Source organism: Allobosea sp. BE125, from assembly GCF_031456075.1.
Classification (GTDB): Bacteria; Pseudomonadota; Alphaproteobacteria; order Rhizobiales; family Beijerinckiaceae; genus Allobosea.
Map to the genome: position 1 here is coordinate 21,713 of NZ_JAVDTY010000002.1, position 22,769 is coordinate 44,481.

The window sequence follows — 22,769 nt, forward strand, 5'->3', positions numbered from 1 at the left end:
CGGCCCTTCGGCAGCTCTTCCAAAACGTTTCGGATGGCATTATCCTGCCGCGCAGGCTGAGATCGGGATCCGTCGCTCTCAACCGAAAGGCAGAGGCGGCCGATGAGTTCATTGCGCGAGTTGGCGCGAATGCTGGGGTTGTCGATCACGACCGTGTCGCGGGCGCTCGACGGCTATGGCGATGTCGCAGTCGCCACACGCGAGCGCGTGCTCGCCGCGGCAGAGACGACCGGCTACCGGCCCAATTCCGCGGCCAGGCGGCTGCGGCGCGGACTGACCGAGATCGTCACCATGGTGCTCCCGGCCGAGCCCGGCCATTTCAACGAACCGCTCTATATCGAGTTGCTGAGATCGACCGGCGAACGGCTCGCCCAGCAAGGCTACGATCTGACGCTGATCGCCGCCCTGCCCGGCCCCGACGAACTCAAGACCTATCGCCGCCTCATCGAAGGCCGGCGCACCGACGCGATCATCGTCGTCCGGACCCGGCGCGAGGATGCGCGCCTACGCTATCTCACCGATATCGGCTTCCCCTTCGTCGCGATGGGACGCAGCGATTTCGCCGAGCCCTATGCCTATGTCGACGGCGATGGCGAAGCCGCCTTCCATGACGCCGCATTGCGATTGACCGGCCTCGGCCATCGCAGGATCGGCCATCTCGCCGCGCCATCCGCCTTCACCTTCGCGCATCTGCGCCGCAGCGGGTTCGCCCGCGCCATGCGCGATGCCGGACTTCCCGGCGAGATCGTCGAGGACAGCGCGACCGAGGCCGGCGGCTATCGCGCGGCGAGCGTCATGCTGGCGCAGGCGGAGCCGCCAAGCGCGCTGCTCTGCGCCACCGACAGCATGGCGTTGGGCGCGATGCGCGCCGTGCGCGAGCGGGGTCTCGTGGCCGGGCGCGACATCGCGATCATCGGCCACGACAACATCCCGGCAGCCGCTTTCTCCGACCCGGCGCTCGCCACCATGGAATTACCGATCGCCGCGACGGGTCGCCGCCTCGCCGAAATGGCGCTGGCGCGCATCGGCGGCGCCGATCCGCGCGACATGACCGAGATCAACCCGGTCGAGTTCATCCCGCGCGCATCCCTCGGGGAGGCGCGAGGCTGAGCCATCACGGAAGACGCGGGCGTCTCGCAGCCGCCGCTTCCGAAGCCAATCAAAGCAAGCGAGCCAGGGAGGAAGCCATGAAGACACTCAACCAGCTGGCGCTCGCCGCCATGATGGCGGGAGCCGTTCTCGCCGCACCAGTCGTGAAGGCGCAGGATCTCGTTTTTCTCTCGACGCAATTGCGCCCGATCGACGAGGCGCAGAAGGTGCGCGAGGTGCTGCTCAAGGGCGTACCGAAAACCACCTATGTCGTTGAAGAGCCGCCGCAATTCGCCGTACGCATGAAGGCGGAGCAGGCCGCCGGCAAGCGCACGATCAGCCTGATGGGTGCCTTGCATGGCGAATTGCAGCCTCTGGCGCCGACGGCCTCGCTCGACGCCATCGACGATGTCGCGGCCAAACTCGGCGCAAGCGGCATCCCCGCCGGTTTGATGGAACTCGGCAAGCTCGGCACATCCACGCAGCAATACATCCCCTGGATGCAGGCGACCTATGTCCTCGTCGTCAGGAAGGAGGCTTTGCCCTTCCTCCCAGCGGGCGCCGACGTCAACGCCTTGACCTACGAGCAGCTCGCGGCCTGGGGCAAGGCGATCCAGGACAAGACCGGCCAGCGCCGCATCGGCTTCCCGGCCGGCCCCAAAGGCCTGTTCGCCCGTTTCCTCCAGGGCAATCTTGTGCCCTCCTATACCGGCTCGATGGTGACAGAGTTCCGCTCGGCCGCCGCCGAAAAGGGCTGGACTGACTTCAAGGCGCTCTGGGCGACGGTCAATCCCAACGCCAACAACTATAATTTCATGCAGGAACCCTTGATGGCCGGCGAGGTCTGGATCGCCTGGGACCATATCGCCCGGGTCAAGGATGCGCTGACCGCCGAGCCCGACAAATATCTCGTCGTGCCGCCGCCGGCCGGCAGCCAGGGTCGCGCCTATATGCCGGTGGTCGCCGGCCTCGCCATCGCCAAGGATGCGCCGAACCGGGCCCAGGCCGCGGCCGTGATCGAGCATCTGCTCAAGCCGGCGACGCAGATCGCCACCGCCATGGAGGTCGGCTTCTTCCCGGTCATCAACGCACCGCTTCCCGCCGATCTGCCGGCCGGCGTCAAGCTGCTGGCTGACGGCATCGCCAAGACGCAAGGCGCGAAGGACGCGATCGTCGCCCTGCTGCCGGTCGGCCTCGGCGACAAGGGCGGCGAGTTCAACAAGGTCTATTTCGACACCTTCCAGCGCATCGTGCTGCGGGGCGAACCGGTCCGCGCGGTACTCGATTCCCAGGCCGAGACCCTGCGCGCGCTGATGACCCAGACAGCAGCGCCTTGCTGGGCTCCGGACAAGCCGAGCCAGGGCGCCTGCCCGGTGACCTGAGTGGTTCTGGCGCCACCTGTCGTCCCGGGCGACCAAAGGGAGACCCGGGACCCATGTCTGACGCTTTCCGAATAGCGCTCCGGCATGGGTCCCGGGCCTGCGCTGCGCTCCGCCCGGGACGACGTCGCGGTTTAGTTTACAAGCGGAAAGTTCCCCCATGCCCCAGCCACGCTGGCTGCCCTATCTGCTGATTGCACCCTCGGTCGCATTTCTTGCGGCCTTCTTCCTGGTGCCGCTTGGCCAGACCATCCTGCTCTCCTTCGATGGTGGGCAAGGGCTCTCGCTCGCCAACTACGCTCGCATGGCCGGCGATCTCAATTTCCCGACGGCGCTGCGCAACACCTTCGCGCTCGTCATCGTGGTGATCCCGCTGCAGGTGGCGCTGGCGCTGGTCATGGGCCTGATGCTGCAGAAGATGACGCGCGGACGCGAGCTCGTGCTGTGGATCTGGACGATCCCGCTCGGCGTCTCCGATCTCGCGGCCGGCCTCGTCTGGCTCGCGATCCTGCAGGATTCCGGCTATCTCAACACGCTGCTGTTCCAATTCGGCCTGATCAGCGGGCCGACCGCCTATCTCAACAGCGAGACCCCCGTCGCCCTGTTCTTCGCCGTCGTGCTGGCGGAGGTCTGGCGCGCGACCGCGATCGTCCTGATCATCCTCGTCGCCGGCATCCAGCTCATTCCCAAGGAGTTCGGCGAGGCGGCAGACATCTTCGGCGCGAGCCCCTGGACCAAATTCCGCAAGATCACGCTGCCCTTGCTGAAGCCCAGCCTGCAATCGGCGCTGATCCTGCGGACCGTGCTGGCCTTCGAGGTCTTCGCGGTCGTCTATGCGCTGGGCGGGCGCAATTTCCCGATCATCGTCGGCGAAGCCTATACCTGGCAGAACGAGAACCAGAATTACGGCGTCGCCGCAGCCTATGCCGTGCTGATCATGGCGATCTCGCTGGCAGCGACGGTGATCTATCTCAAGGCGCTGCGCGTCGATCCGGAGGCGCAAGCATGAGCGCGCCCCGCAAATGGCTCTACATCACCGGCATCCTGATGCTCTGCGCCTGGGTTCTGGTGCCGATCTACCTGATCGGGCTCGGCGCGATGGGCGGACGGATGGCCGTGTTCAAATGGCCGAAATCGCTCGCCCCCACGGAGACTTCCTTCGCCGCGCTCGCGGCCTTCCTGAAGATCGAGGGCGTCTGGAACGCGGCGCTGAATTCGCTCATCGCCGCCTCGCTCACCATGCTGTTCTCGATCCTGCTCGGAGCTCCGGCAGGCTATGCGCTGGCGCGCTTCAGCTTCCGGGGCCAGAGCGCTTTCCGCCTGCTGGTGCTGCTGACGCGGGCTTTCCCACTCGCAATCCTGGCCCTGCCGCTGACCGTCATCTTCATCAAGGTGGGGCTCTACGACACGCCGCTGGGCGTCTCGCTGGTCCACACCGCGCTGGCGCTGCCTTTCGCGGCCCTGGTGACCTCCTCGCTCTTCATGGGCATCCCGCGCGAATATGAGGAGGCGGCCTGGGTTTTCGGCTGCACGCGCTGGCAGGCCTTCCGCAAGGTGGTGCTGCCGCTCGCCCTGCCGGGCATTGCGGCGGCCGCGATCTTCGCCTTCGTGATCTCCTGGAACGAGGTCTTCGCCGCCTCGGTGCTGACCGTGCGCGAGCGCACGCTGACGGCCTATCTGCTCGCGGTCCTGTCCGAATCGCCGCTGCATTATCGCTTCGCCGGCGGCTTCATTCTCATCGTCCCTTCGGTGCTCTTCATCTTCGCGGTCAGGAAATACCTGTTCGCGATGTGGGGCGTCTCGAGCAAATAGGAGGCGCCCATGGCCGGCATCCTGATCGACAAGGTCGCCAAGCAGTTCGGCAACACTGTGGCCCTGCAGGAGATCTCGCTTTCCGTCGCGGACGGCGAATTCGTCGCCCTGCTCGGCCCTTCCGGCTGCGGCAAGACCACGCTGCTGCGCATCATCGCGGGGCTCGATGTGCAGAGCTCCGGCAAGGTCGTGATCGGCGAGCGCGACGTCTCGGCGCTCAAGCCATCCGAGCGCGGGCTTGCCATGGTCTTCCAGAACTATGCCGTCTTCCCGCATATGACCGTGTTCGAGAACGTCGCCTTCGGCCTGCGCATGAAGGGCGCCGATCAGGCCCGCGTCGAGGCGCAGGTGCGCAAGGCCGCCGCCCTGCTGCATATCGAGGAGTATCTCGCACGCTACCCCGCCAAGCTCTCGGGCGGGCAGCGTCAGCGCGTCGCCGTGGCGCGCGCGCTCGCCGTCGAGCCCGCCGTCCTGCTGATGGACGAGCCGCTCTCCAATCTCGACGCCCTGCTCAGGCTCGAGATGCGGGCGGAACTGCGCAGCGTGCTGCGCGAAGCCGGCACGACCACGATCTATGTCACCCATGACCAGACCGAGGCGATGGGGCTCGCCGACCGCATCGCGGTGATGCATGGCGGCCATATCGTCCAGATCGACACGCCGACCACGATCTATTCGAAGCCGGCGACCCGTTTCGTCGGCGGCTTCGTCGGTTCGCCGCCGATGAACTTCGTCAACACTACCGCCACCGCCGGCAGCGCCAGGCTCGGCGGCATCACGCTGGCTTCTCCCGTCGATGGGCCGATCATCCTCGGCTTCCGCGGCGAGGATGCCCGATTGACGGATACCGCCAGCGGATTGCCGTTCAAGGTCAAGGTCGCGGAGCCGATGGGCTCGCACCTGCTCCTCACCGGGCATGTCGGCGGCGACCTCGCCCGCATCGTCGCCCCGTCGAACACGCGGATCGATGCCGGCGCGACGCTGGGCCTGGCGCTCGACCCCACCCGCATCGTCTGGATCGACCCGCAAACCGGTCGCACCCATCCTGGAGCCTAAGCCTGTGTTGTCGACAACCCCTTTGACCGATCGCGATGACGCGGCGCGCGCCGTGCTCCGCCGCAACGACCGCGGCGGCTTCACCGTCCCCAATGGCCGGGTCTACCCCTTTCAGTGGAACTGGGATTCCGCCTTCGTCGCGCTCGGCTTCGCGACCTTCGATCTCGACCGCGCCTGGCGCGAGCTGGAGACCTTGTTCGAAGGCCAATGGCAGGACGGCATGGTGCCGCATATCGTCTTCCGCGCCCCGGCCGAGGGCTATTACCCTGGCCCCGAGGCCTGGGGCATCCAGCGCCAGCCGCTGACCTCCGGCATCTCCCAGCCGCCCGTGGCGGCGACCGCCGCGCGCGTGCTGCACGATCTCTCCGCCGGCGATGCAGCGCGCATCGCGGCCCTGTTCCCCAAACTCTTCGCCTCGCATCGCTGGTGGCACGAGATCCGCGACCCGGACGGCACGGGACTCGTCACCATGGTTCACCCCTGGGAATCGGGCCGGGACAATTCGCCGGATTGGGACGAGCCGCTGAGCCATGTCGTCCCAAGCGTCGATGTCGCGCATCTGCGCAAGGATCTCGGCCATGTCGACCCCACGCAGCGCCCGACCCATGATTTCTACAACCGCGTCATGACCCTGGTCGAGGAAGCCAAGGCGCTGGCCTGGGACGGGGTGTCGGTCGCCCGCACCCTCTCCTTCCGGGTCTGCGATCTCGGCATCCAGTCGATCCTGCTGCGCGCCGATCGTGATCTGCTCAAGCTTGCGGACGAACTCGGCTTCTCGAATGAAGCCACAGCCCTGCGCGATTGGATTGCGCGCAGCGAGACAGCGATGCAGCGCTTGAAAGGCGCGGACGGGCTCTATCGCTCGCTCGACCTGCGCAGCGGCCAATTGAGCGAGGCTGTCACCTGCGCTGCTTTCCTGCCGCTCTATGCCCGGACCGCCAGCCAGGAGGACGCGCTGGCCCTCAAAGAGTACCTTGCAGCGACGCGGGCTGTGGCCGGCTTCTCCGTCGCCAGCACCGACCCGCGCGACAGGCGTTTTGATGCCACGCGCTACTGGCGCGGGCCGGTCTGGCTGATGATGAACCGGATGATCGCCGACGGCCTGTCCGGCTATGGCTTGAGCGAGGAGGCCAACACGCTCCGACAGGACAGCGGCGAGCTCGTCCGGCGCAATGGCTTCTGGGAGTATTTCGACCCGCGCGACGGTGCCGGCTGCGGCGGTCCGGATTTTTCCTGGACCGCGGCGATGTGGCTGTCCTGGAGCGGATCGCCAAGCAGCCCGCAGGCGCTGACCGCGCTTTGATTCGGATTATGAAGGAAGCCAGCCAAACGGCTCTTTAGTCAGGCAATTCTCTCGGCCAGAATTTCGCTGACCTGGCTCAAAGCCTCCCGTTCCACGATCGCGGGCGGCCGATCGGCATCGACGACCTTGTACGGGGCCGGCAGTTTCGCAGCCTGGTCCAGGAATGATTGGCGAACGCGGCGATGGAAGGCCAGGTCGAGCGCCTCGAATCGGCCTTCGTCGATCTGCGACTGCTGCAACCGCATCCGGCTCCGCCCCAGGGCGATCTCGGGGTCGAGATCGAGCACCAGCGTCAGGTCGGGCCAGAGATTCTCGATGGTCAGGCGGTGAAGATCGAGGATCAGCGCTTCTGAGAGCCCCCGCCCCGCGCCCTGATAGGCGATCGTCGAGCCGACGAAGCGGTCGCAGAGCACGATCTTGCCGGCCTGAAGCGCGGGCAGGATGACCTGGTCGATATGCTGCCGCCGGCTGGCATTCATCAGCAGCAATTCGGCGGTGGGCGTCCAATCATAGGCGTTGCTGGCCAGCAGGATCTTGCGCAAGGCGGCGCCGGCCTCCGTGCCGCCCGGCTCATGGGTCGCCAGCACCTCGTGCCCGGCGTCCCGCAATGCGGCGGACAAGGAACGCGCCAACCCCGACTTGCCGCTGCCGTCGACGCCTTCGAGGGCGATCATGAAACCGCGAGACCGCTTGTGCCGAGACTGCTTGTGCATTGCCATCAAAACCAGTTTGCCGCGGTGCCGCACGGATGCCGAAGACTGCATACGAGATTCGAGGGCAGCCGATAACGCAACCTTACAGGCGTGACGACATATCCCGGCTTGGGTTGCGCGCCGTTCAGCTCCGCTTCAAGACCTTGCGCACCCAGCCTGTGGCGAGCTCCATCACCGCATCGAGCGCGCGGCGCTGCAAGGTGCCGGATTCGACGGTTTCGGCGGCGTAGAGCGGGACTTCGAGCGTCTTGACCTCGCCGCGCGTGACGAGCAGGCGCCCGACCTCGGCTCCCTCCTGAACCGGAGCGACCAGCGGACCGCGATAGACGATCCGCGCATTGAGGCGCTCGCCCGCGCCACGCGGCAGGAGCAGGCTGACAGGCCCTTTCGCCTTCAGCGCGACACGACCCTTCGCGCCGCCGAAGACGCTGGCCTCGCCGACGATTTCGTCCTCCCCGAAGATCTTGCGTGCCTCGAAGGCGCGAAAGCCCCATTCCAGCAGCTTGCGCGCTTCCTGCGCCCGGTCGCGCGCGGTCTTCAGGCCATTGACCACGACGATCAGGCGTTGACCGTTCTGGACCGCCGAGCCGACAAGGCCGAAGCCCGCCTCGTCGATATTGCCGGTCTTCAAGCCATCCGCGCCGATCTCCATCGCCAGCAAGGGGTTGCGGTTCTGCTGCTTGATCTTGTTCCAGGTGAATTCGCGCTGGCCGAAGATCTTGTAGAGCTCGGGATAGGTCTTGATGATGTGGTCGGCGAGCCTTGCCAGTTCGCGAGCCGTGACCTTCTGCTCCGGGTCGCCTACCCCGGTCGCGTTGCGGAAGACGGATTTTGTCAGGCCGAGTGCGCGCACGCGCTCCGTCATCACCCGGGCGAAGGTGGGCTCATCACCGGCGATGGCCTCGGCCAGCGCGATCGCGGCATCATTGCCGGACTGGACGATGAGCCCCTGCAGAATGTCCGAAAGCTTCACCCGGCTGTTCAGGATCGCAAACATCGTCGAGCCGCCCGAGACGCCGCCGCCCTTGCGCCAGGCGTTCTCGGAAATGCCGATCTCGCTATCGAGGGTGAGGCGCCCCTGCGTGATCTCCTGGAAGGCGACGAGCGCCGTCGCGATCTTGGCGAGGCTGGCCGGGACCATCAGCTCGTCGGCGGCCTTCTCGTAAAGCACCGTGCCGCTGGCTGAGTCGAGCAGGACGGCATAAGGCGCCGGCGATTGAAAATTCTGGGCGCGCAGGCCCGTTCCAACCAGCGATAGGACCAGGCTCAGAAACGCAACGACGCCCAGCCGCAAGGCGGCAGAGCGTCGATCAGATCCGTCGCTGCTGGTAACAGGCGCGCTCATGCTCCGATCTGAAGCAGAGGCGGGCTCGGGCGGTCAAGCCCGAACGGCTTCAATTGCGCGATAGCGGCTGCAAACTCTGGGGCGAGAGATCGCGCACCAGCGGATGCGCGTTCGAGAAGCGCTGGGTGGGGCTGCGCTCGGGCGCAGCGAACAGGCTTGCGACATTGGTGCGCACGGGCGGGAGCGGCGTCGCCCGCGGCTGCATGACGACCGGCTTGCCGGCATTGGCGATGGTGTCGAGGTCGAAGGGGCGGTTGGGCGGCAGCGGCGCGCCACGGACCGGAACGCCCACGCTGGCTGAACTTGCACTGGCCGAGCTCGTGGAAGCTGTCGAGACCATGCTGGCAGCGACCGGAGCACTCGGCGCGATGGTGCGGACCGGCTCGGCGGCATAGGCCTGCGCGATCGGCTGCGAGACGGCAGGCCGGGCCGGCTCGGCCGGCGCTTCGTCGAGATTGGCGCTGGCGTAGCGGCCGGCCGCTGTCGGGGCGGTGCTTGCAACCATGGTCGGGGCGCTGGTGCCCGGGATCGAAGCCGGCTGTCCGTCCGTGCGCAAGGTTGCCAGAAGCAGCTTGTCGTCGGAGCCGGCCAGCGAGGCCTGGCCGAGATATTCGAGCTTGATGCGGGCCGTGCCGAGATGGCGGAAGGCCAGTGCCTCGGCGGTCTTCTGCGAGACGTCCATCAGGCGGTTGCCGTGATAGGGACCGCGATCATTGACTCGTACGATGATCGAGCGGTTGTTCAGTACGTTGGTGACGCGGGCATAGGCCGGCAGCGGCATGGTCGGGTGCGCGGCGCTGATGCCGTTGCGATCATAGACCTCGCCATTGGCGGTGCGGCGGCCATGGAAGGCCTCGCCATACCAGGAGGCGGTGCCGACCGCCGTGTAGCCGACCGGCTTCTCATAAGGCGTGTAGCGCTTGCCGGCGACCGAATACGTCTTGCCGATCAATTGGCGCCCGCCACCCTTGGGCACGTCCTCGCCCTCCGCGACGACGCGCGGGCTGGCAGGGCCGTATTTAGACTGGGGGAACGCGCCGATTTCCTTGGAGCGGCCGCGCTGGGCGACCTGATTACCCGCGCAATTGGCGACGAAAAGCCCGGCAAGCGCGACGCAACCAATGCGCATGACGCGCGTTGTCAGAGTGTAACTGCTGAGGCCGCCTGGCTCGGACGCGTCGGAGGACGATTCCGGGACCGATGAGCATGCGCCTCGAGTCATTCCGTCGTTCCGCTTTCTGCGCCGAAAAACTCAACAGACCGGCCAGCCGCATCAGCGGCGAAACCGAAGTTTTCGGACAATCCAATTAAGAGATCGTTAAGCGGAGGATCGCGGATCGCGACACCGTTAACGACAACCTGTGTGCTCTTGGGCGAGCACAAAGGTGTCGGAAATGCGGCACGTGTCAACCTGGGACGGGGACAAGGCGCGATTTTGGGCGCGCGTGGCAGCCCTGCAACGCGATCGCGGCGGCGAAACATGCAGGCTTTCGCCCCGACCGCGGCCAGCGACCAAGACCGACGCATACGAGACGGATCGTCCTGCCATTGCAGAGGTTTTTCGGTTTTGGCCGGAGTTTTCCGCCACCCGAGGACAGGCGAATAGGGCGCGAAATTCACCTGCGCGATAAGCGGGCTTGCCAAAACACGATGCGCCCGGCAATGACAAGCACACCGGAAGGGTGGCCGAGTGGTTTAAGGCAGCGGTCTTGAAAACCGCCGTGGGTGCAAGCCCACCGTGGGTTCGAATCCCACCCCTTCCGCCAATTAATTTGGCGCAACGCGCTGATATCGCTTAATTTTTGATTTTTCCGATCGCAGCGCACCCTAATTCGCACCCTAAGCCCCGAATTCGCTCGTCGTCACCGGCACGGTCATTGCCCTCGGCGGCACGCTCTATCGTCTCCGGGCGTGACGGCTGCGCTTGCTGCAATGGCAACGCCACGCCGCGCGCCGTGGCAGGTTTGGCAGATCGCCGCGCGCCTGCCCGGCATCGGTCACTATGGCTGAGACCGGCGTCGCAAGAGCCAGACCGGGGTGGCAGCCGAGACCCTGAAAATCAACGAATCACCGACGGGAGCGGCGGGCTGAACTTTCTCGTCAACGGGCAGATTGCCACGGAGCAGCTCGATCTTCCCTCGCAGATTGCGCAGGTCACCCTCGCAGTGCGGGGAGCAAGATAGAGCGATCACAACCTTGAACACCGCCCAGCAGCAGGGTCACCGTGACATGCACGCGACCGCGTCAAGCTCGGCCTGGTCGAGCAGTCGGCCGCGATCAGTAGCTGCTTCATCGAGCAGGCGTAGAGCTTTGACGCGGTCACGGCGCACCACGACCAGCAGCTGAAGTCGCTCGCGCGGTCCATTTGGGATCTGGCGGCCCGCCGGCCGCTGCCACCGTGAGCGCCCCGCCCTGTGAGGGAGCCATGTTTGCCTTTGGCGCTTCGCCGCTGGGCCGGGTAATTTGCTTTATGAAATCTGTAGTGAACTTTATGGCGTGCCTGATGGAGCCGCCGCGGGCTTCAACTCTGAGAACCGATCAGAGCCCATAGTTGCAAGTTTGCTTTCCTGAAAGCGATCGAGGAATACCTCCTTCAAGGTGTAGGAGGCCGAGTTTTTTGCTTGACTGAAGGCATTGATCAGTTGCTGGTTGGCGGGGTCCATCAGCAACTTGTCAGCCGCTTGCCTGAGCTGCTCGAAATCTTGCTCTATGCGCTGCTTGACATCCGTGGGGACGAACTTTCCTAAAACATAGGCGCTCTGGCTGATGCCGAGCAAATAAATGAACTGCTCGGGCAACTCGAACGCATTGAGCCCGCCGTAGCCCTTCGCCACGATGCTCATAGCGACGATCACCGTGAACATCAGCGCCTGGACTTTTGCCACATCAATCTCGCCTTGAGTCTCCAGCAGATCGGAAAAGCGGGGCTTCTCCAACTGTTTAACGATCAAGCCCTCACCGAGCAGCACCCTTCGCGTCGCGCTCGACAATCCATACCAGTCTGGCGTGGCGCGGGCGAAAGTGCCGCCAGCGACCATGATGCCAAGGAGAATGAGAATAGTATTGGAAACAGAGGTAAGCTCACCACTATGGATGAAGATATAGAATAGAACCACCCCGACGACGGTGGTGAAAAATAGGATCTGCACTCGCGCCAAACTGCCATATCCGAGGCTGTCCTGTGCAATAAAGATGGGATTGCTAGCTTGCCACGCTTTCCAAATGTAGCGGCGAGCCGCCAAATAATCTTTAAATTTTTTCTTCTCGCAGTGCTTCTGCCACAGTTGTTCGAGCTTTTGGGCATTAAGCTGCCAAGCTGCAAAAGATATCGCCGACCAAAAGATTAGCAAGGCAGCTAACGAGATAATGATGACAGTCTTTGCTGGCCAGACAGTGATTTTCGTATTCGTATAGGCGAGGATCTTGTCGTCGTTTCCGCTGCAGATAACGATCACGATGCTCCAATCGTCCCAAAAAAAGGAACGGGCAGCCCCTGGGGCATTGAGCCTGACGACCAGATCATCGCCCGAGCGTTCCCGAAGCGTCGTGAAGATTGCGGTTTCTTTCGCCGCTTCCTTGGACGTCGGATCCACACGGCGTTCTGTCTCAGCGGCACCGAATGTGTAAGCTTGGTTCCAGTTAGCAATATCGAGAGAGCTGGGCCGCTTGACCCTGATGGCGATTTCGGAGCCTGTGACGATCGACGCTAGCGGCCGTTCTGGAGATGTAAGCCCCGATATCTCTGCGATCGAGTTTGCTAGGAGTGGAGACCCTGTTCCGCCAGCGGGCCGGTTGAGCGTCTTGCTCAGAAGTATCCGTGCGCTATCGTTGCCGGTTGTTCCGCCACAAGTCGCTGCCGGCGCAGGTTGTGCTGAGACCTGCAAAGCGCTCAAAATAAAAAATGCCGCCGCTGAAACTAATGCCTTCATCAGCGAAGTCCTTACATCGAGATTAATGATGGAAATCAAATAGCTAAAACCAATCTTTCTGCCAGACATAGCTCCGATAAACCCAAGGTGGATATTTTTCTAAAGTCGGCTTGGTGTAGATCTTCAGTAGCTCGTCGCCGAATGTCGAGACGCCGGGCACTAGTCCCTTCTCCCATTGGAAATGCCACCATTCGGCCCCAAGCCGGTCACCTCCCGCTTCGAAGCTTTGCCGAGCACGAATCGGCTTGAAGCCAGCACTGTCAAAAAGGGCGGTCAGATCAATGAAATGCCCAGTGGCGGCCACGCCCTTGCTGCGCTGCTGATAGGTGACTACGTCCTTGATCGTTGTTTGAGGTGGAAGCGCGCCGTCTTCGGCTCGCTCTGGCCAGCAGCGCGCGAAAACCCGATATCGGCGATCTCCCAAGCGCTGCGCCACGTACGGATCTTTGTCAGGGTTTTGCATCGCAGCCCATACGTACAAATCGTGGGCTCGGCCCGAATAGTGCAGGGAAGTCGCGCTTCGGTTAGCATTTACGGGGGTGTCTAGGCTTCGGATGCCGCCTGACGACGTCATGAGACCACCAGCCCTCCTCAGCGCGACAGCCACATCAATGAAGGCCATCATCGTGTCGCTGCGCAGCCTGACGCGCTTGTACCCCTCCTCATAGGCATCCACGTTGTAGGTTTCGATCGTCAAGCTATCAGGCTGGGGGATCGCCGCTGGAGACGTCAGTTCAATGCTTCGCCTGCTGAAATCAGACTCAAGTTGGTGCAGCGTAATCGGACCGACTCGGCCGTCCGCGTAAAGATTATTCTCGCGCTGGAAATCTAAAACAGCATCTTCAGTGTCTGGACCGAATACGCCGTCAATCTCAAGAGGAATATAAGGCGAATTTGTCTTGTACTGCATTCTTCCTTTAAAATGCAAGAAATTCAGCATCTCCTGCAATGACCGAACGGCATCATTCTTGTCACCTAAAGATAACATCGCGCCCCGCCGTTCATTATTCTGAATTGGCGGAGATATTTGCCGCACCACGAAATGGAGTCAAGCACAACCTTACGTCACTATCCGATGCGCCACGATGCCTCTCGTTGAATCGGGATTACAGCACGCGGGTCTCCTCCTCGATTTCCTCCGGGATCATGCTGCTCGAGCACGTCGAATTCGCTGACCTCGCCGGTTTCGTCATCGGCAGTGACATGAATCACCACCATGCCCTCGGCCGTGCGCCCGAACCGCAAGCTCTCATTCAGGGCATGGCGCTTCGTCTTCGCAAGAACGCATTCGCCCGGTGCCAAGCGCTTGCGGTGCGTCTTGAAGGGCTGGAGAAAGAACGCCTCGACATTGGCCATGGCTTGACTCCAAAGGCATCTTTGTTCTCATTATGTTCTCATTTTCTGAGGGCGGGCGCAATGGTGGCGGAACGGCTTAAAGACACCGATCCAGCGACGGAGATCGAGTGCGAGATCGACGATCTCGTCGCCGAACACGGTAGCGAACGGGCAGCGCTACGCGCAGTGCTGCACGACATGACCGTGTTGCTGGCGGACGCCCACCGCTCAGTTTCGCATGGCTATCTCCGGGGTCTGTTTTCGAGCGGCGCTCGGCCTGCGGTGCCTGATGAAGAACCGTGAGCCAGGCGCCAACCGACGAGACGACGCTCGAGCATTATCCTTGGATCGTGGCCCGCTTCCGCTGCACGCGCTGCCGGCGATATGGCGATTCACGCCTTGCCCGGCTCGCGGAGAAGTTCGGCGCGACCGAAACGATCGCGGCGCTGATCTCGCGGTTCCACGCGACCTGTCCGAACCGGCCGCGGAGCCGAAGCGGTCGCATCGTCCTGACCAATGACCGCTGCGGCGGCTATTGCCCTGACCTTGGCGCAACCAAGCCACCTGACCTCCCGCCGGCCGTGGGCGGCCTCAGCTTGATCGAGGGCGGCAAGGCGGACATGCTGCCGGCCGAGCCTGGGCAGAAGCCGCGCCATCGGCGTGTTGGTGGTGGGGACGAGTGATGTCGGTTGTTCCTCTAATCCCGCTGCGCCGTGTCGACGATCTGGTAACCCGCATCGAAGAACTGACGAAGGACGCCAAGCGTCGCGGGTTCGGCATGATCGCCCATCTGCTTGAGACGGCCCTTATCGAGCACGGATCGAACAGCGGCGGATGCAGAATGAGAAGGCCGCCCGCAACGCGGACCCGCGCGACCTCTGGACTCAGGTGGCCTGACCCAATGTGCAACCTGTACAGCATGACCAAGGGCCAAGCGGCGATCATCGCTTTAGCGCGGGCGATGCGCAACACGACCGGCAATCTGCCGCCGATGCCTGGCATCTTCCCGGACTACCCCGCCCCGATCGTCCGGAACGCCCCTGACGGCGTGCGCGAACTCGCGATGGTGCGATGGGGAATGCCGTCGTCGAAGCGAGTTATCTTCGACGCGGCGAAGAAAAGAGCGGGAAAGCTGGAGGCCAAGGGCAAGCCGGTCGACTTTGAAGAGTTGCTGAAGATGGAGCCTGACGGCGGGACGACCAACGTCCGCAACACCTCGAGCAACCATTGGAAGCCGTGGCTCGGCGTCGAGAGTCGCTGCGTCGTGCTGCTGACCAGCTTCAGCGAGTTCGATCACGGCACAAAGCAAGACGTCTGGTTCGCTCTCGCGCCGGATCGGCTGCTGGCGTTCTTCGCCGGGATCTGGACGCCCACATGGACCGGCGTCCGCAAGATCAAGACGGGGATCGAAACCACCGACCTTTTCGCTTTCCTAACCACCGAACCCAACCGAGAGGTTGGCGCGGTCCATCCCAAGGCCATGCCGGTGATCCTGACGACGCCGGAAGAATGCGAGACCTGGATGACGGCGCCATGGGAACTTGCGAGGGGGCTTCAGCGTCCTCTCCCCGACGGTACGCTCGAGATCGTCGCACGTGGCCTGAAAAAGGATGAAGCTGGATATGTCTAAGAGTGAGTTGGACGATCGCATTGCAATCCTGCGCAAGAACATCTCCGATTTGACAGCGCAGGCGACCGGCGTGTCTGGCGCCGCCGCTGAAGAGCAATTGGCATCTCGAATCGAGGATCAGCAATCTTTGCTGGATGAACTCGTGAAGCAGCGCGTGGCCATGGAAGAGAAGATCGGCTGAGAAAGTCGCGCCCGCTTGAAGCCGCCCCCTTGAAGGGTGGCGAAGCGGCTTAGCTACCGGCGGAGCATCAAAATGGACGGCGCGAAAAACAAGCAGCGTGTGCGACGGCAATGCCTGGCGGGCAGCCGTTATCTCCAAAGCGCTCAGCTCCCATACACGCAATCATGTACTGCCCGTCTCGGATAGTTGCAGTGAAGTTTGGACCCAGGTCGGGCTTGAATTGAGCTATCCACGACGCTCGACATTTCGAAAATGGCACTTCACTTGAGGGCATCAGGAACAGCGCAAGGAGCGTCACGCCCAGGGCTATGAACGTCCACTTCAATGCGTGTTTCATTCTCTGACCCTGAGCTTCATCCTCTCCACCATATCTCGACGAATGCTTGACCGGCCATCGCCAAGCCACCCGCTCATTTCCTTCCTGCGCGCCTCGACGGTGGAGAATAAGCCGATTGCGATATCGTATGCCGTAGGGACACTCTAAGAGTTGCGTTGGGCTTGAAATCGTCTGGCGCCAACCGGGTTTTAGCTTCGGTCCGATTATGGGTTGGCTGCTTCAGCCCTTTACCGAGTGGGAAAATTCAATGAGCGATCTAGCCGAACAGGCGTGGGCAGTAGCGGTTGATGGCAGCGTGCCAGGTGGAGTGCCATATCGCCAAATCTTCTACGTCGGGCTGGACACCGAAGTGGAATGTGTTGCCGCAGTAAAGGCGGATCCAAGGGCTGCGGATTACAAATCGGTCCAGGCTATGCAGCGGCTTTCGGCAAACGATATTGCCGGTATCGGGCTGCGGAAGGCCGAGGTGAGGAGCGGCGACCAGCCGCCTCCAGCCCAAATCTTGTCTTCCACGTCATGAAACGCCTGATTGACTAGAGAAGGCCATAGGCGGCTTCGACCCGGGTCAAGCGGCGATCCAATGATGCGGCGCAGGAAGCGCTATCAACGCTGCCCCAGGATCAGGCCAGCACGGACGCGATCTGCTCTCCATGATTCTGATCGGAGAGAAGGCTAGAGGCAAATCCGCAACCGTTGCGGGTTCGGGAAGGCCATGGAGCCCGCGCCGGACGCGGGTGCCATGCACTGCCACGGAGCTGCTCAGCGGGCTCCAAAGCGGGATTCTGCCGTTGACCAGCCACCGGCGCGTCCCGCCATGGGCGTGACGAGAGCATGTCGCCGTCGCCGACGGGCGGTCTATACCACCGCGCCTCCTGCGCGCGCTTCTAGATCCTCAAAATTGCGCCCGGCGGCTCGAAATTGCTCCCAGCGAGCTTTGAGGCCTCACTTGGATGCAGCTTTCGATAGAAGGGCAGCAATACCGATATCCGGCGCTCCGTCGTCCTTGACGATGCCGTCGGATGTCGACTTGAAAAGGCCGGTGAGAATGATTTTAAGATCCTCTGGACCGACCTGCTCCTTGAGCTTCAGGGCGAGATAGGTCTGCACCATGATCGCGCGTTCCTCGGCATCAATCGCCAAATGGTGTTCGCTCATAAACAGGCGCACCATGATCCGGGCGGCCCAGAACGCGATCGTCGTTACGAAGACACCGATGCCAGCATACGCGAGAGCGCCCGTGCCGGCGCCCTTCCCAGCTTCGACGACAACGCGGTTTGCTACCTCGAACAGCAACCAGCCCAGAGCTACGGTGGCCGCGATCCCGAACACGCAGAGGACCCTGCGATAGAAAACAGCTTTATCTTGGTGGCGCGTTTTCTTTTGTTCCCAGTAGGCCACGGGCGCTTGGAGAGCCATCTGGACTTTGTAGGTATCTTCGACGTTGCGGATGTCTTTCTCCGCCGCATCGAAGCGCTGCTTGGCATCTGCCAGCCGGCGCCGATACCGCGAGGTCCATTTGACAGCTGCTCGTCGAAGACGCTTCGTAGCCACGTCTCTCTGGTCCGAGATTTCGCCCAACAGCTCTGCGCTATCGTCAGCGAATTTGCGGTGATGCCGTGTGCCTTGATCAGCGATTGACTTGAAGGCCGACCGAAAATTCTTCGCGCTGTTCGCGTCGATGCCGATGTCAAAGGCTGCCGCGAGATGAGCTCCTTGGATCGTCTCACTGCTCTGCGTCAGATTGCCCAACTGGTTTGTAAAGTAGCCAATGGCGCCGGCAGCGACGCCGTCGCCCCTCTGTTCCGCAATGTCCTGGACATACTTGCCCCTAGGTCCGCTCGCTGTTGGAAAGCTGAACGGGATCCTATCGCCAAAAGCTGCTGCGAGAGTTTCAGCAAGCCTGTCGAGATAGGTCGGGTCGCCTCTCGCATTTGCAACCATATTTTGTGCGTCTACAATACGCTGCCAGGCCGCACCGCCAATGTGGCCTCTTAAAATTCGCGCCGGTGCCGCGGCGCTTTCGTTAGCCAGAAACGCGTCGACCTCGTCGAGGTCGTAGAATAGTCGAAGACCTCCGTTCTCGCCCAGATCGACCGTGAGCAGCGGCTCCCGCATTTTCCTCGCCATTTCACTCCCCCAGTTTTGATTTCTCGTATGACGCTGGGTGAGAATCGCAAACTCGGCAAGCTAGTCATTGCCCTTCCGCGAAGCGCGATGTGCAGCACTCGCAGTGATCTTCACTCAAACGTCGGAGGCTCGACGTTTTGGATGGGAGAGTGCACCTCAATAATTGCGGTACCGGAAGCATCGCATTTGTCCCACCGTGGGAGACCTCGCCCGGATTGAGCGACGCTGCCGAACCAAAACTGAGACCATCCCTGTTTCGTCGAGATGTCTGAAAGGTGGGTGCCGCACCTTTTGCATCTGGCATTGCCGCAGGCGGAGACAGCAAAATCGCGAACTCTGCGGATATCGAATCCCGCCCTGGGTTCGAAACTGAGGTTTCAGCCCAAATACCTGCAAACGCAGGCGGATCTAGCAATGTGTATGTTGAACGTATGTCTATTGTATCTCTATAAGCCATTGATATCACAGATATTTTCTTGTTGACGCCACTTCCTTCTGACCCCATCTCTTGCTCATACCGAAGAGCGAGAGGGCAATGAGCGATCTGTCACAAAGGGCGGCACTGACCGCCAAAGAGCTGCGGAGCTATGTCGGGATTTCCGAGGCGACGGTTTATCGCCTGGTTGCCTCCGGCCGGCTCCCTTCCGTGAAAATTGGGCGTCGAACGCTATTCCGGCGTGCTGATGTTGACGCCTTGCTCAGCCTGGGGGCCGCGACACAGTTGTCGACGTCCTCGATTTTCGACTGAGACCCGACGATGGGTGCTGACGACAAATCCCGGTTTCTGACACAGCCCGCGCCTGGCAGCCGCTTCGAGTTCCTGTGCGAATGCGAGGCGACCGTGAGCGGAGACTTCGTGCCGCCCTTGTGGATGACGGCAGCGGACGAAGCTTACGCGGCTCTCGACGCCACCGAGGTCACCGCGTGGTGGAACCGGTGGAGGTCCCACCTCGAGCGGCAAGACCAGAGCTTCAGGGATCTTGCCCGAAAACGACTGTTGGAGCGCGGTGCGCCAGAGACTTGGGTCGAGGCGGCCGGCGGGCTCGCGATGATCGACGACATCGTCGGTGATTGGCGGCTGCGCCTCATGTTAGCGGACCAGAAGGATGCCACGCGAGAGCGAAGGAAGCGCATCTCCCCCTCGAAGCCTGCTCGTGACAACGAATACGACCGGCGGATCTCGCAGGACGTGATCTACGCCGCGGAGCATCTTACGAAGTGCGCCGGCCCGAAGGCGTTGGCGGACTGGCTGAACACAGGCGGCATCCCCGGAGCGGCATCGCGCCTTACAAGCGACCACGTAGCGAGGGCGCTTGCCGCTCGATCTGCCCGGGTCGGCAGATGGCTACAGGCGTGCAAGCGCGCCGGCCTGGACCGCGAAGCCGTGATCGATCTCGTGGCCCGAACCGACTTCGAACTTACGCAGCAAATCGGGATGTTTCTTCGCGTCCATGACCGCGCCCCGGCCTTGGGGTTCCGCAGCCTTAAAGGAGCAGCCCTGGCCCGCGCCATTCATGCTCGCTTCGACTTGTGCGTTGGAGCTCGGCAGCTCGAACAAAAGAACTCGGAGCTCCTGGCTACCGCCTAGGCCGCGATTTCAGCCGGTCAGATAGGCATTTTTTCGCGGTTAGCCGCGGGACACGATGCAGATCCCAACCCGGAGCAAACCATGTCGAACGCCACACTGTTCCACGAGCCCGATCATCTGACAGTCGCTCAAGCCGCGCTCCTGCTCGGCCGATCCCGAACCTGGGTCCACACCGCCCTCTCCTCTCACGAACTAACGACGACGGACGGCCGCCCATGCCTGACATCGAATGATCGTTCGCCGTTGCGGATCTGCCCGGAAAGCGTTCGCAATCTTCAGGAGAGACAGGGTCGCGCGTGCCGCTCCCGGCCGCGGCTGGCGTGGGTGAACCCGAACCTATGAAAAACAAATCGGCCGGCGCGTCGCTGTAACGACGGCCGGCCGCAAGGATTTTCAAATGCCGACCTCGAATATAGAGCCGAAGCCGAACGGGATCAACGGCCATATGCCGCAGCCGTCACTGGCTGACTACCTATCCCAGAAAATGCGAGGCGCTTCCGAAGCTACATCAAGCGCTCGCCAGCCTCGCGCGGTGCTCACCATCAACCTTACGACACTTGAGAGTCGACGTGCGCTCACGAAAAACTTCGAGATCGGAGCGACGGGAAAGATTGAAGGGACGGGGCGCGGCGAGTTCTCGAACGGCACCGCCACGCGAACACAGCTCACCGGCGACGGCCCTGCCGACGTTCTTCACGGCCTCGCCGAGTTGCTGTGCGGGCTGTCGTCTCGCCAAGCGATCGTGACAACCGCGCCGCCGGCTGGCGCAAATACCCACAAGGTCGTCACTAAGAAGGAGCTTCGGGAAAACCCGGGATCGATTGCAAGATCCAGCGAGCACTTTCGCGCGGCGCCCGGCCCCTCCCTGCTCATGATCGACTTCGATACGCGGGCGTATCCCGGTAGTTTGCGCTCCCAGATCGAAGCCGCGGGCGATCTTTCTGCTGTCCTGCGCCAGGTCTTCCCGGGTTTCAGGGATGCTGCGTCGCTGTGCCGGAATTCCGCGTCAACGGGCGTTTGGAATGTCGCGACCGGCGAACAGACCTCAGATAGCGGACAGCATCGATATTACGTGGTGGCTGACGGCCTGGACGCTGCCGATTTCGTCGAGCGCCTGCACAAACGTCTCATAATTGCCGGATACGGCTTCGGCACAGTTCGACAGTCCGGCGTCGTGGGTATTTGCTCTCCTGTCGACGTTTCGGCGTCTGCGCCAGAGCGGATTGTCTACGAGGCCAATGCCGAGCTAGGCGATGGGCTCGCACATATCGCCAACGCTCGCGAGCCAACCGTTTCGGATGGCGGACTGCTCGACACTCGCGCCCTACCCGCACTTAGCCCCGACGAAGAACATGACTTTCTGGCGCAATGTGAAAACATCCGCCACGCCCTGCGGGAAGAGGCCGAAGCGCAGCGCGCCGTCTGGATTGAAAAGCGCGTTGCTGAGCGCATGGCAAAAGGTGAATCGGAGGATCGTGCCCGCCGCTCGCTGAGAGGCGCCGCCGAGCGGCACGAGCTCAGCGGCAACTCGATCGATATCGTGTTGGACGACGGAGGCACGGTCACACCCGCCGAGATCCTGGCAAACCCTGGCGCGTACCACGAGAAGACGTGCGCCGATCCGCTGGAGCCGGAGTACGGCGGCGGTCGCAACCTCGCAATCATTTACGCCGAGGGGCGCGGTCGCCCGATTATCCACTCGCAGGCACATGGCGGAATTCAGTATGTGCTTTGGCCCGATCTCGACGCCCATTTCACTGATCTCGAAGACGAGCCGAATGCGGCCGACGACCCGCAATCAGTTTTCCAGGAGCAGTCCAAGGCGCCGAGTGGTCTGAAATTCTTGTCGATCGCGGATGTTCTCGAGCGCGGGCTAGAAGACGCTGTCGAGCCGCTTGTTGACGGACTCCTCGACCGGGGTGCGCTGTCTGTCCTTTATGGCGATAGCAACGTCGGTAAGACGTTTGTCGCGATGAGCTTGGCCTTCAGCGTCGCCTGCGGCAGCCCATGGGCAGGCCAGAGGACCGCCGGCCTGCCGGTCGTTTACGTTGCGGCCGAGGGCGGCCGGGGCGCAATGCGACGCCTGCACGCACTTGTCTGCGAGAGCGGGCGACACGACGCCGCATTTCATCTCTATCCGTCCAGCGTCGACCTGCTCAGGGCCGACGCTGATCTCGAACCGCTGATTGCCGCTATCCGTGCCGCCGATGGCGTTGGTCTGGTCGTCATCGATACGCTGTCGCGAGCGCTGGCGGGGGGTGACGAAAACAGCAGTGTCGATATGGGCAAGCTGGTCCGCCATATCGACCGCCTTCGTTCTGTCACCAAGGCGCACGTCATCATTGTGCACCATTCTGGTAAGAACCAAGCCAAGGGCGCCCGCGGGCATTCCTTGCTGCGCGCAGCCACAGACACGGAGATCGAGGTCACCGCCGGCCAAATGGAGGTCACCAAGCAGCGCGACATGGAAGGAGCCTTCAAAAGAGCCTTCCGCTTAAACCGCGTTGTGCTCGGGTTTGATCGAAACGATCGTGTTGTTTCGAGCTGCACAGTCGCATTCGACGCGGAGCTATCGCAAGACAACGCCCACGCATCGAGTGCAGCAACACGCGCGGAGGAGGAAGTCCTCGACGCATTGAGACGTCTCCACAAGACGTCACCATCGGCGCGAGGATTTTCAGCGCAGGAGATAAGCGACAGCGGATTGCTGAAGGGCAGCAACGCCGAAACGCTCAGGACGCACTTGCGCCACCTGGCCGGTAAAAATCAGGTCGAGAAAATCAGCCGCGGAATGTGGGCGTTGAGAGCGATCCGGGACGGTCGCGGGTCGGAAAATGCCTCTACCGGTTCGGTTTCGACGACAACCCCGGCAGCTTCTCCGGACGCCCTGTCCGGCGAGCATTCGGTACACGGTTGCTACACGGATATTTTCCAATGAATTCAGC

Annotated in this window: 20 protein-coding genes and 1 tRNA gene; 15 read left to right on the forward strand and 6 right to left on the reverse strand. The window is 62.6% G+C overall.

What is annotated here, in order from left to right; genetic code table 11:
- Positions 1–102 precede the first annotated feature (102 nt).
- The 6 genes from J2Y55_RS05420 (at position 103) to J2Y55_RS05445 (ending at position 6,639) form a co-directional block, all read left to right on the forward strand.
- Entirely contained in the window at positions 103–1,110 is a 1,008-nt protein-coding gene (locus tag J2Y55_RS05420) for a LacI family DNA-binding transcriptional regulator (protein WP_310148838.1), read from the forward strand.
- Between the two features lie 77 nt (positions 1,111–1,187).
- Positions 1,188–2,471 (forward strand): extracellular solute-binding protein, encoded by a 1,284-nt coding sequence (locus J2Y55_RS05425; RefSeq protein WP_310148842.1) that lies wholly within the window; start codon positions 1,188–1,190, stop codon positions 2,469–2,471.
- 157 nt (positions 2,472–2,628) lie between these two features.
- Complete coding sequence (locus J2Y55_RS05430) at positions 2,629–3,477, forward strand: carbohydrate ABC transporter permease (protein WP_310148845.1); 849 nt, start codon at positions 2,629–2,631, stop codon at positions 3,475–3,477.
- The gene (locus J2Y55_RS05435; RefSeq protein ID WP_310148848.1) at positions 3,474–4,280 is read left to right on the forward strand and encodes a carbohydrate ABC transporter permease; all 807 of its coding nucleotides are present in this window, start codon (positions 3,474–3,476) and stop codon (positions 4,278–4,280) included. The genes J2Y55_RS05430 and J2Y55_RS05435 overlap by 4 nt, the downstream gene beginning before the upstream one ends.
- Before the next feature lie 9 nt (positions 4,281–4,289).
- A complete protein-coding gene (locus J2Y55_RS05440; RefSeq protein WP_310148851.1) occupies positions 4,290–5,336 on the forward strand; it encodes an ABC transporter ATP-binding protein in 1,047 nt (348 codons plus the stop codon).
- A gap of 22 nt (positions 5,337–5,358) precedes the next feature.
- The gene (locus J2Y55_RS05445) at positions 5,359–6,639 is read left to right on the forward strand and encodes an MGH1-like glycoside hydrolase domain-containing protein (protein ID WP_310148853.1); all 1,281 of its coding nucleotides are present in this window, start codon (positions 5,359–5,361) and stop codon (positions 6,637–6,639) included.
- Between the two features lie 38 nt (positions 6,640–6,677).
- Here J2Y55_RS05445 and tmk read toward each other — a convergent pair whose 3' ends face one another.
- From tmk to J2Y55_RS05460, 3 genes are all read right to left on the reverse strand, one after another.
- Entirely contained in the window at positions 6,678–7,313 is a 636-nt protein-coding gene (tmk, locus tag J2Y55_RS05450) for a dTMP kinase (protein WP_310148856.1), read from the reverse strand.
- 163 nt (positions 7,314–7,476) lie between these two features.
- Positions 7,477–8,697, reverse strand: coding sequence for a D-alanyl-D-alanine carboxypeptidase family protein (locus tag J2Y55_RS05455; RefSeq protein ID WP_310148860.1), 1,221 nt, complete (start codon positions 8,695–8,697; stop codon positions 7,477–7,479).
- A gap of 49 nt (positions 8,698–8,746) precedes the next feature.
- Positions 8,747–9,826, reverse strand: a complete 1,080-nt coding sequence (locus J2Y55_RS05460) for a septal ring lytic transglycosylase RlpA family protein (RefSeq protein ID WP_310148865.1) — start codon at positions 9,824–9,826, stop codon at positions 8,747–8,749.
- 547 nt (positions 9,827–10,373) lie between these two features.
- On the opposite strand from J2Y55_RS05460, the gene J2Y55_RS05465 reads away from it, so the two are divergent.
- A tRNA-Ser gene (locus J2Y55_RS05465) sits at positions 10,374–10,463 on the forward strand.
- 723 nt (positions 10,464–11,186) lie between these two features.
- On the opposite strand, the gene J2Y55_RS05470 is transcribed toward J2Y55_RS05465, so the two are convergent.
- Together J2Y55_RS05470 and J2Y55_RS05475 are read right to left on the reverse strand one after the other, a co-directional pair.
- Positions 11,187–12,695, reverse strand: a complete 1,509-nt coding sequence (locus J2Y55_RS05470; protein ID WP_310148868.1) for a hypothetical protein — start codon at positions 12,693–12,695, stop codon at positions 11,187–11,189.
- The gene (locus J2Y55_RS05475; RefSeq protein ID WP_310148871.1) at positions 12,670–13,614 is read right to left on the reverse strand and encodes a peptidoglycan-binding domain-containing protein; all 945 of its coding nucleotides are present in this window, start codon (positions 13,612–13,614) and stop codon (positions 12,670–12,672) included. Before J2Y55_RS05475 ends, J2Y55_RS05470 begins: the two co-directional genes overlap by 26 nt.
- A gap of 107 nt (positions 13,615–13,721) precedes the next feature.
- Between J2Y55_RS05475 and J2Y55_RS05480 the strand changes: the two genes are divergently transcribed.
- The 5 genes from J2Y55_RS05480 to J2Y55_RS05500 all read left to right on the forward strand — a co-directional run bounded on the left by J2Y55_RS05480 (position 13,722) and on the right by J2Y55_RS05500 (position 16,629).
- A complete protein-coding gene (locus J2Y55_RS05480) occupies positions 13,722–14,264 on the forward strand; it encodes a hypothetical protein (protein WP_310148873.1) in 543 nt (180 codons plus the stop codon).
- Positions 14,261–14,644 (forward strand): hypothetical protein, encoded by a 384-nt coding sequence (locus tag J2Y55_RS05485; protein WP_310148876.1) that lies wholly within the window; start codon positions 14,261–14,263, stop codon positions 14,642–14,644. The genes J2Y55_RS05480 and J2Y55_RS05485 overlap by 4 nt, the downstream gene beginning before the upstream one ends.
- A gap of 218 nt (positions 14,645–14,862) precedes the next feature.
- Positions 14,863–15,591 (forward strand): SOS response-associated peptidase, encoded by a 729-nt coding sequence (locus J2Y55_RS05490; protein ID WP_310150612.1) that lies wholly within the window; start codon positions 14,863–14,865, stop codon positions 15,589–15,591.
- Positions 15,572–15,772, forward strand: coding sequence for a hypothetical protein (locus J2Y55_RS05495; protein WP_310148878.1), 201 nt, complete (start codon positions 15,572–15,574; stop codon positions 15,770–15,772). Before J2Y55_RS05490 ends, J2Y55_RS05495 begins: the two co-directional genes overlap by 20 nt.
- Before the next feature lie 584 nt (positions 15,773–16,356).
- The gene (locus J2Y55_RS05500) at positions 16,357–16,629 is read left to right on the forward strand and encodes a hypothetical protein (RefSeq protein ID WP_310148880.1); all 273 of its coding nucleotides are present in this window, start codon (positions 16,357–16,359) and stop codon (positions 16,627–16,629) included.
- Between the two features lie 422 nt (positions 16,630–17,051).
- On the opposite strand, the gene J2Y55_RS05505 is transcribed toward J2Y55_RS05500, so the two are convergent.
- Positions 17,052–18,224, reverse strand: a complete 1,173-nt coding sequence (locus tag J2Y55_RS05505) for a DUF6161 domain-containing protein (protein ID WP_310148882.1) — start codon at positions 18,222–18,224, stop codon at positions 17,052–17,054.
- A 547-nt stretch (positions 18,225–18,771) separates the two neighbouring features.
- Here J2Y55_RS05505 and J2Y55_RS05510 point away from each other — a divergent pair.
- The 3 genes from J2Y55_RS05510 to J2Y55_RS05520 all read left to right on the forward strand — a co-directional run bounded on the left by J2Y55_RS05510 (position 18,772) and on the right by J2Y55_RS05520 (position 22,762).
- Positions 18,772–18,984 carry a helix-turn-helix domain-containing protein gene (locus J2Y55_RS05510; RefSeq protein WP_310148885.1) on the forward strand — a complete coding sequence of 71 codons (213 nt, stop codon included), beginning with the start codon at positions 18,772–18,774 and terminating at the stop codon, positions 18,982–18,984.
- 9 nt (positions 18,985–18,993) lie between these two features.
- Positions 18,994–19,824: a hypothetical protein gene (locus J2Y55_RS05515; protein ID WP_310148888.1), complete on the forward strand. Its 831-nt coding sequence runs from the start codon at positions 18,994–18,996 to the stop codon at positions 19,822–19,824.
- A gap of 397 nt (positions 19,825–20,221) precedes the next feature.
- Positions 20,222–22,762, forward strand: a complete 2,541-nt coding sequence (locus J2Y55_RS05520) for a helicase RepA family protein (RefSeq protein WP_310148892.1) — start codon at positions 20,222–20,224, stop codon at positions 22,760–22,762.
- Positions 22,763–22,769 lie beyond the last annotated feature (7 nt).

Excerpts from the sequence above, each read along its gene's own strand:
- J2Y55_RS05500 (WP_310148880.1), top strand. The coding sequence starts at position 16,357 with ATGAGCGATCTAGCCGAACAGGCGTGGGCAGTAGCGGTTGATGGCAGC.
- J2Y55_RS05515 (WP_310148888.1), top strand. The coding sequence starts at position 18,994 with ATGGGTGCTGACGACAAATCCCGGTTTCTGACACAGCCCGCGCCTGGC.
- J2Y55_RS05490 (WP_310150612.1), top strand. The coding sequence starts at position 14,863 with ATGTGCAACCTGTACAGCATGACCAAGGGCCAAGCGGCGATCATCGCT.
- J2Y55_RS05475 (WP_310148871.1), bottom strand. The coding sequence starts at position 13,614 with ATGTTATCTTTAGGTGACAAGAATGATGCCGTTCGGTCATTGCAGGAG.
- J2Y55_RS05455 (WP_310148860.1), bottom strand. The coding sequence starts at position 8,697 with ATGAGCGCGCCTGTTACCAGCAGCGACGGATCTGATCGACGCTCTGCC.
- J2Y55_RS05520 (WP_310148892.1), top strand. The coding sequence starts at position 20,222 with ATGCCGACCTCGAATATAGAGCCGAAGCCGAACGGGATCAACGGCCAT.
- J2Y55_RS05430 (WP_310148845.1), top strand. The coding sequence starts at position 2,629 with ATGCCCCAGCCACGCTGGCTGCCCTATCTGCTGATTGCACCCTCGGTC.
- J2Y55_RS05440 (WP_310148851.1), top strand. The coding sequence starts at position 4,290 with ATGGCCGGCATCCTGATCGACAAGGTCGCCAAGCAGTTCGGCAACACT.
- J2Y55_RS05460 (WP_310148865.1), bottom strand. The coding sequence starts at position 9,826 with ATGCGCATTGGTTGCGTCGCGCTTGCCGGGCTTTTCGTCGCCAATTGC.
- J2Y55_RS05420 (WP_310148838.1), top strand. The coding sequence starts at position 103 with ATGAGTTCATTGCGCGAGTTGGCGCGAATGCTGGGGTTGTCGATCACG.
- J2Y55_RS05495 (WP_310148878.1), top strand. The coding sequence starts at position 15,572 with ATGAAGCTGGATATGTCTAAGAGTGAGTTGGACGATCGCATTGCAATC.
- J2Y55_RS05425 (WP_310148842.1), top strand. The coding sequence starts at position 1,188 with ATGAAGACACTCAACCAGCTGGCGCTCGCCGCCATGATGGCGGGAGCC.
- J2Y55_RS05470 (WP_310148868.1), bottom strand. The coding sequence starts at position 12,695 with ATGTCTGGCAGAAAGATTGGTTTTAGCTATTTGATTTCCATCATTAAT.
- J2Y55_RS05505 (WP_310148882.1), bottom strand. The coding sequence starts at position 18,224 with ATGCGGGAGCCGCTGCTCACGGTCGATCTGGGCGAGAACGGAGGTCTT.
- tmk (WP_310148856.1), bottom strand. The coding sequence starts at position 7,313 with ATGATCGCCCTCGAAGGCGTCGACGGCAGCGGCAAGTCGGGGTTGGCG.
- J2Y55_RS05510 (WP_310148885.1), top strand. The coding sequence starts at position 18,772 with ATGAGCGATCTGTCACAAAGGGCGGCACTGACCGCCAAAGAGCTGCGG.
- J2Y55_RS05435 (WP_310148848.1), top strand. The coding sequence starts at position 3,474 with ATGAGCGCGCCCCGCAAATGGCTCTACATCACCGGCATCCTGATGCTC.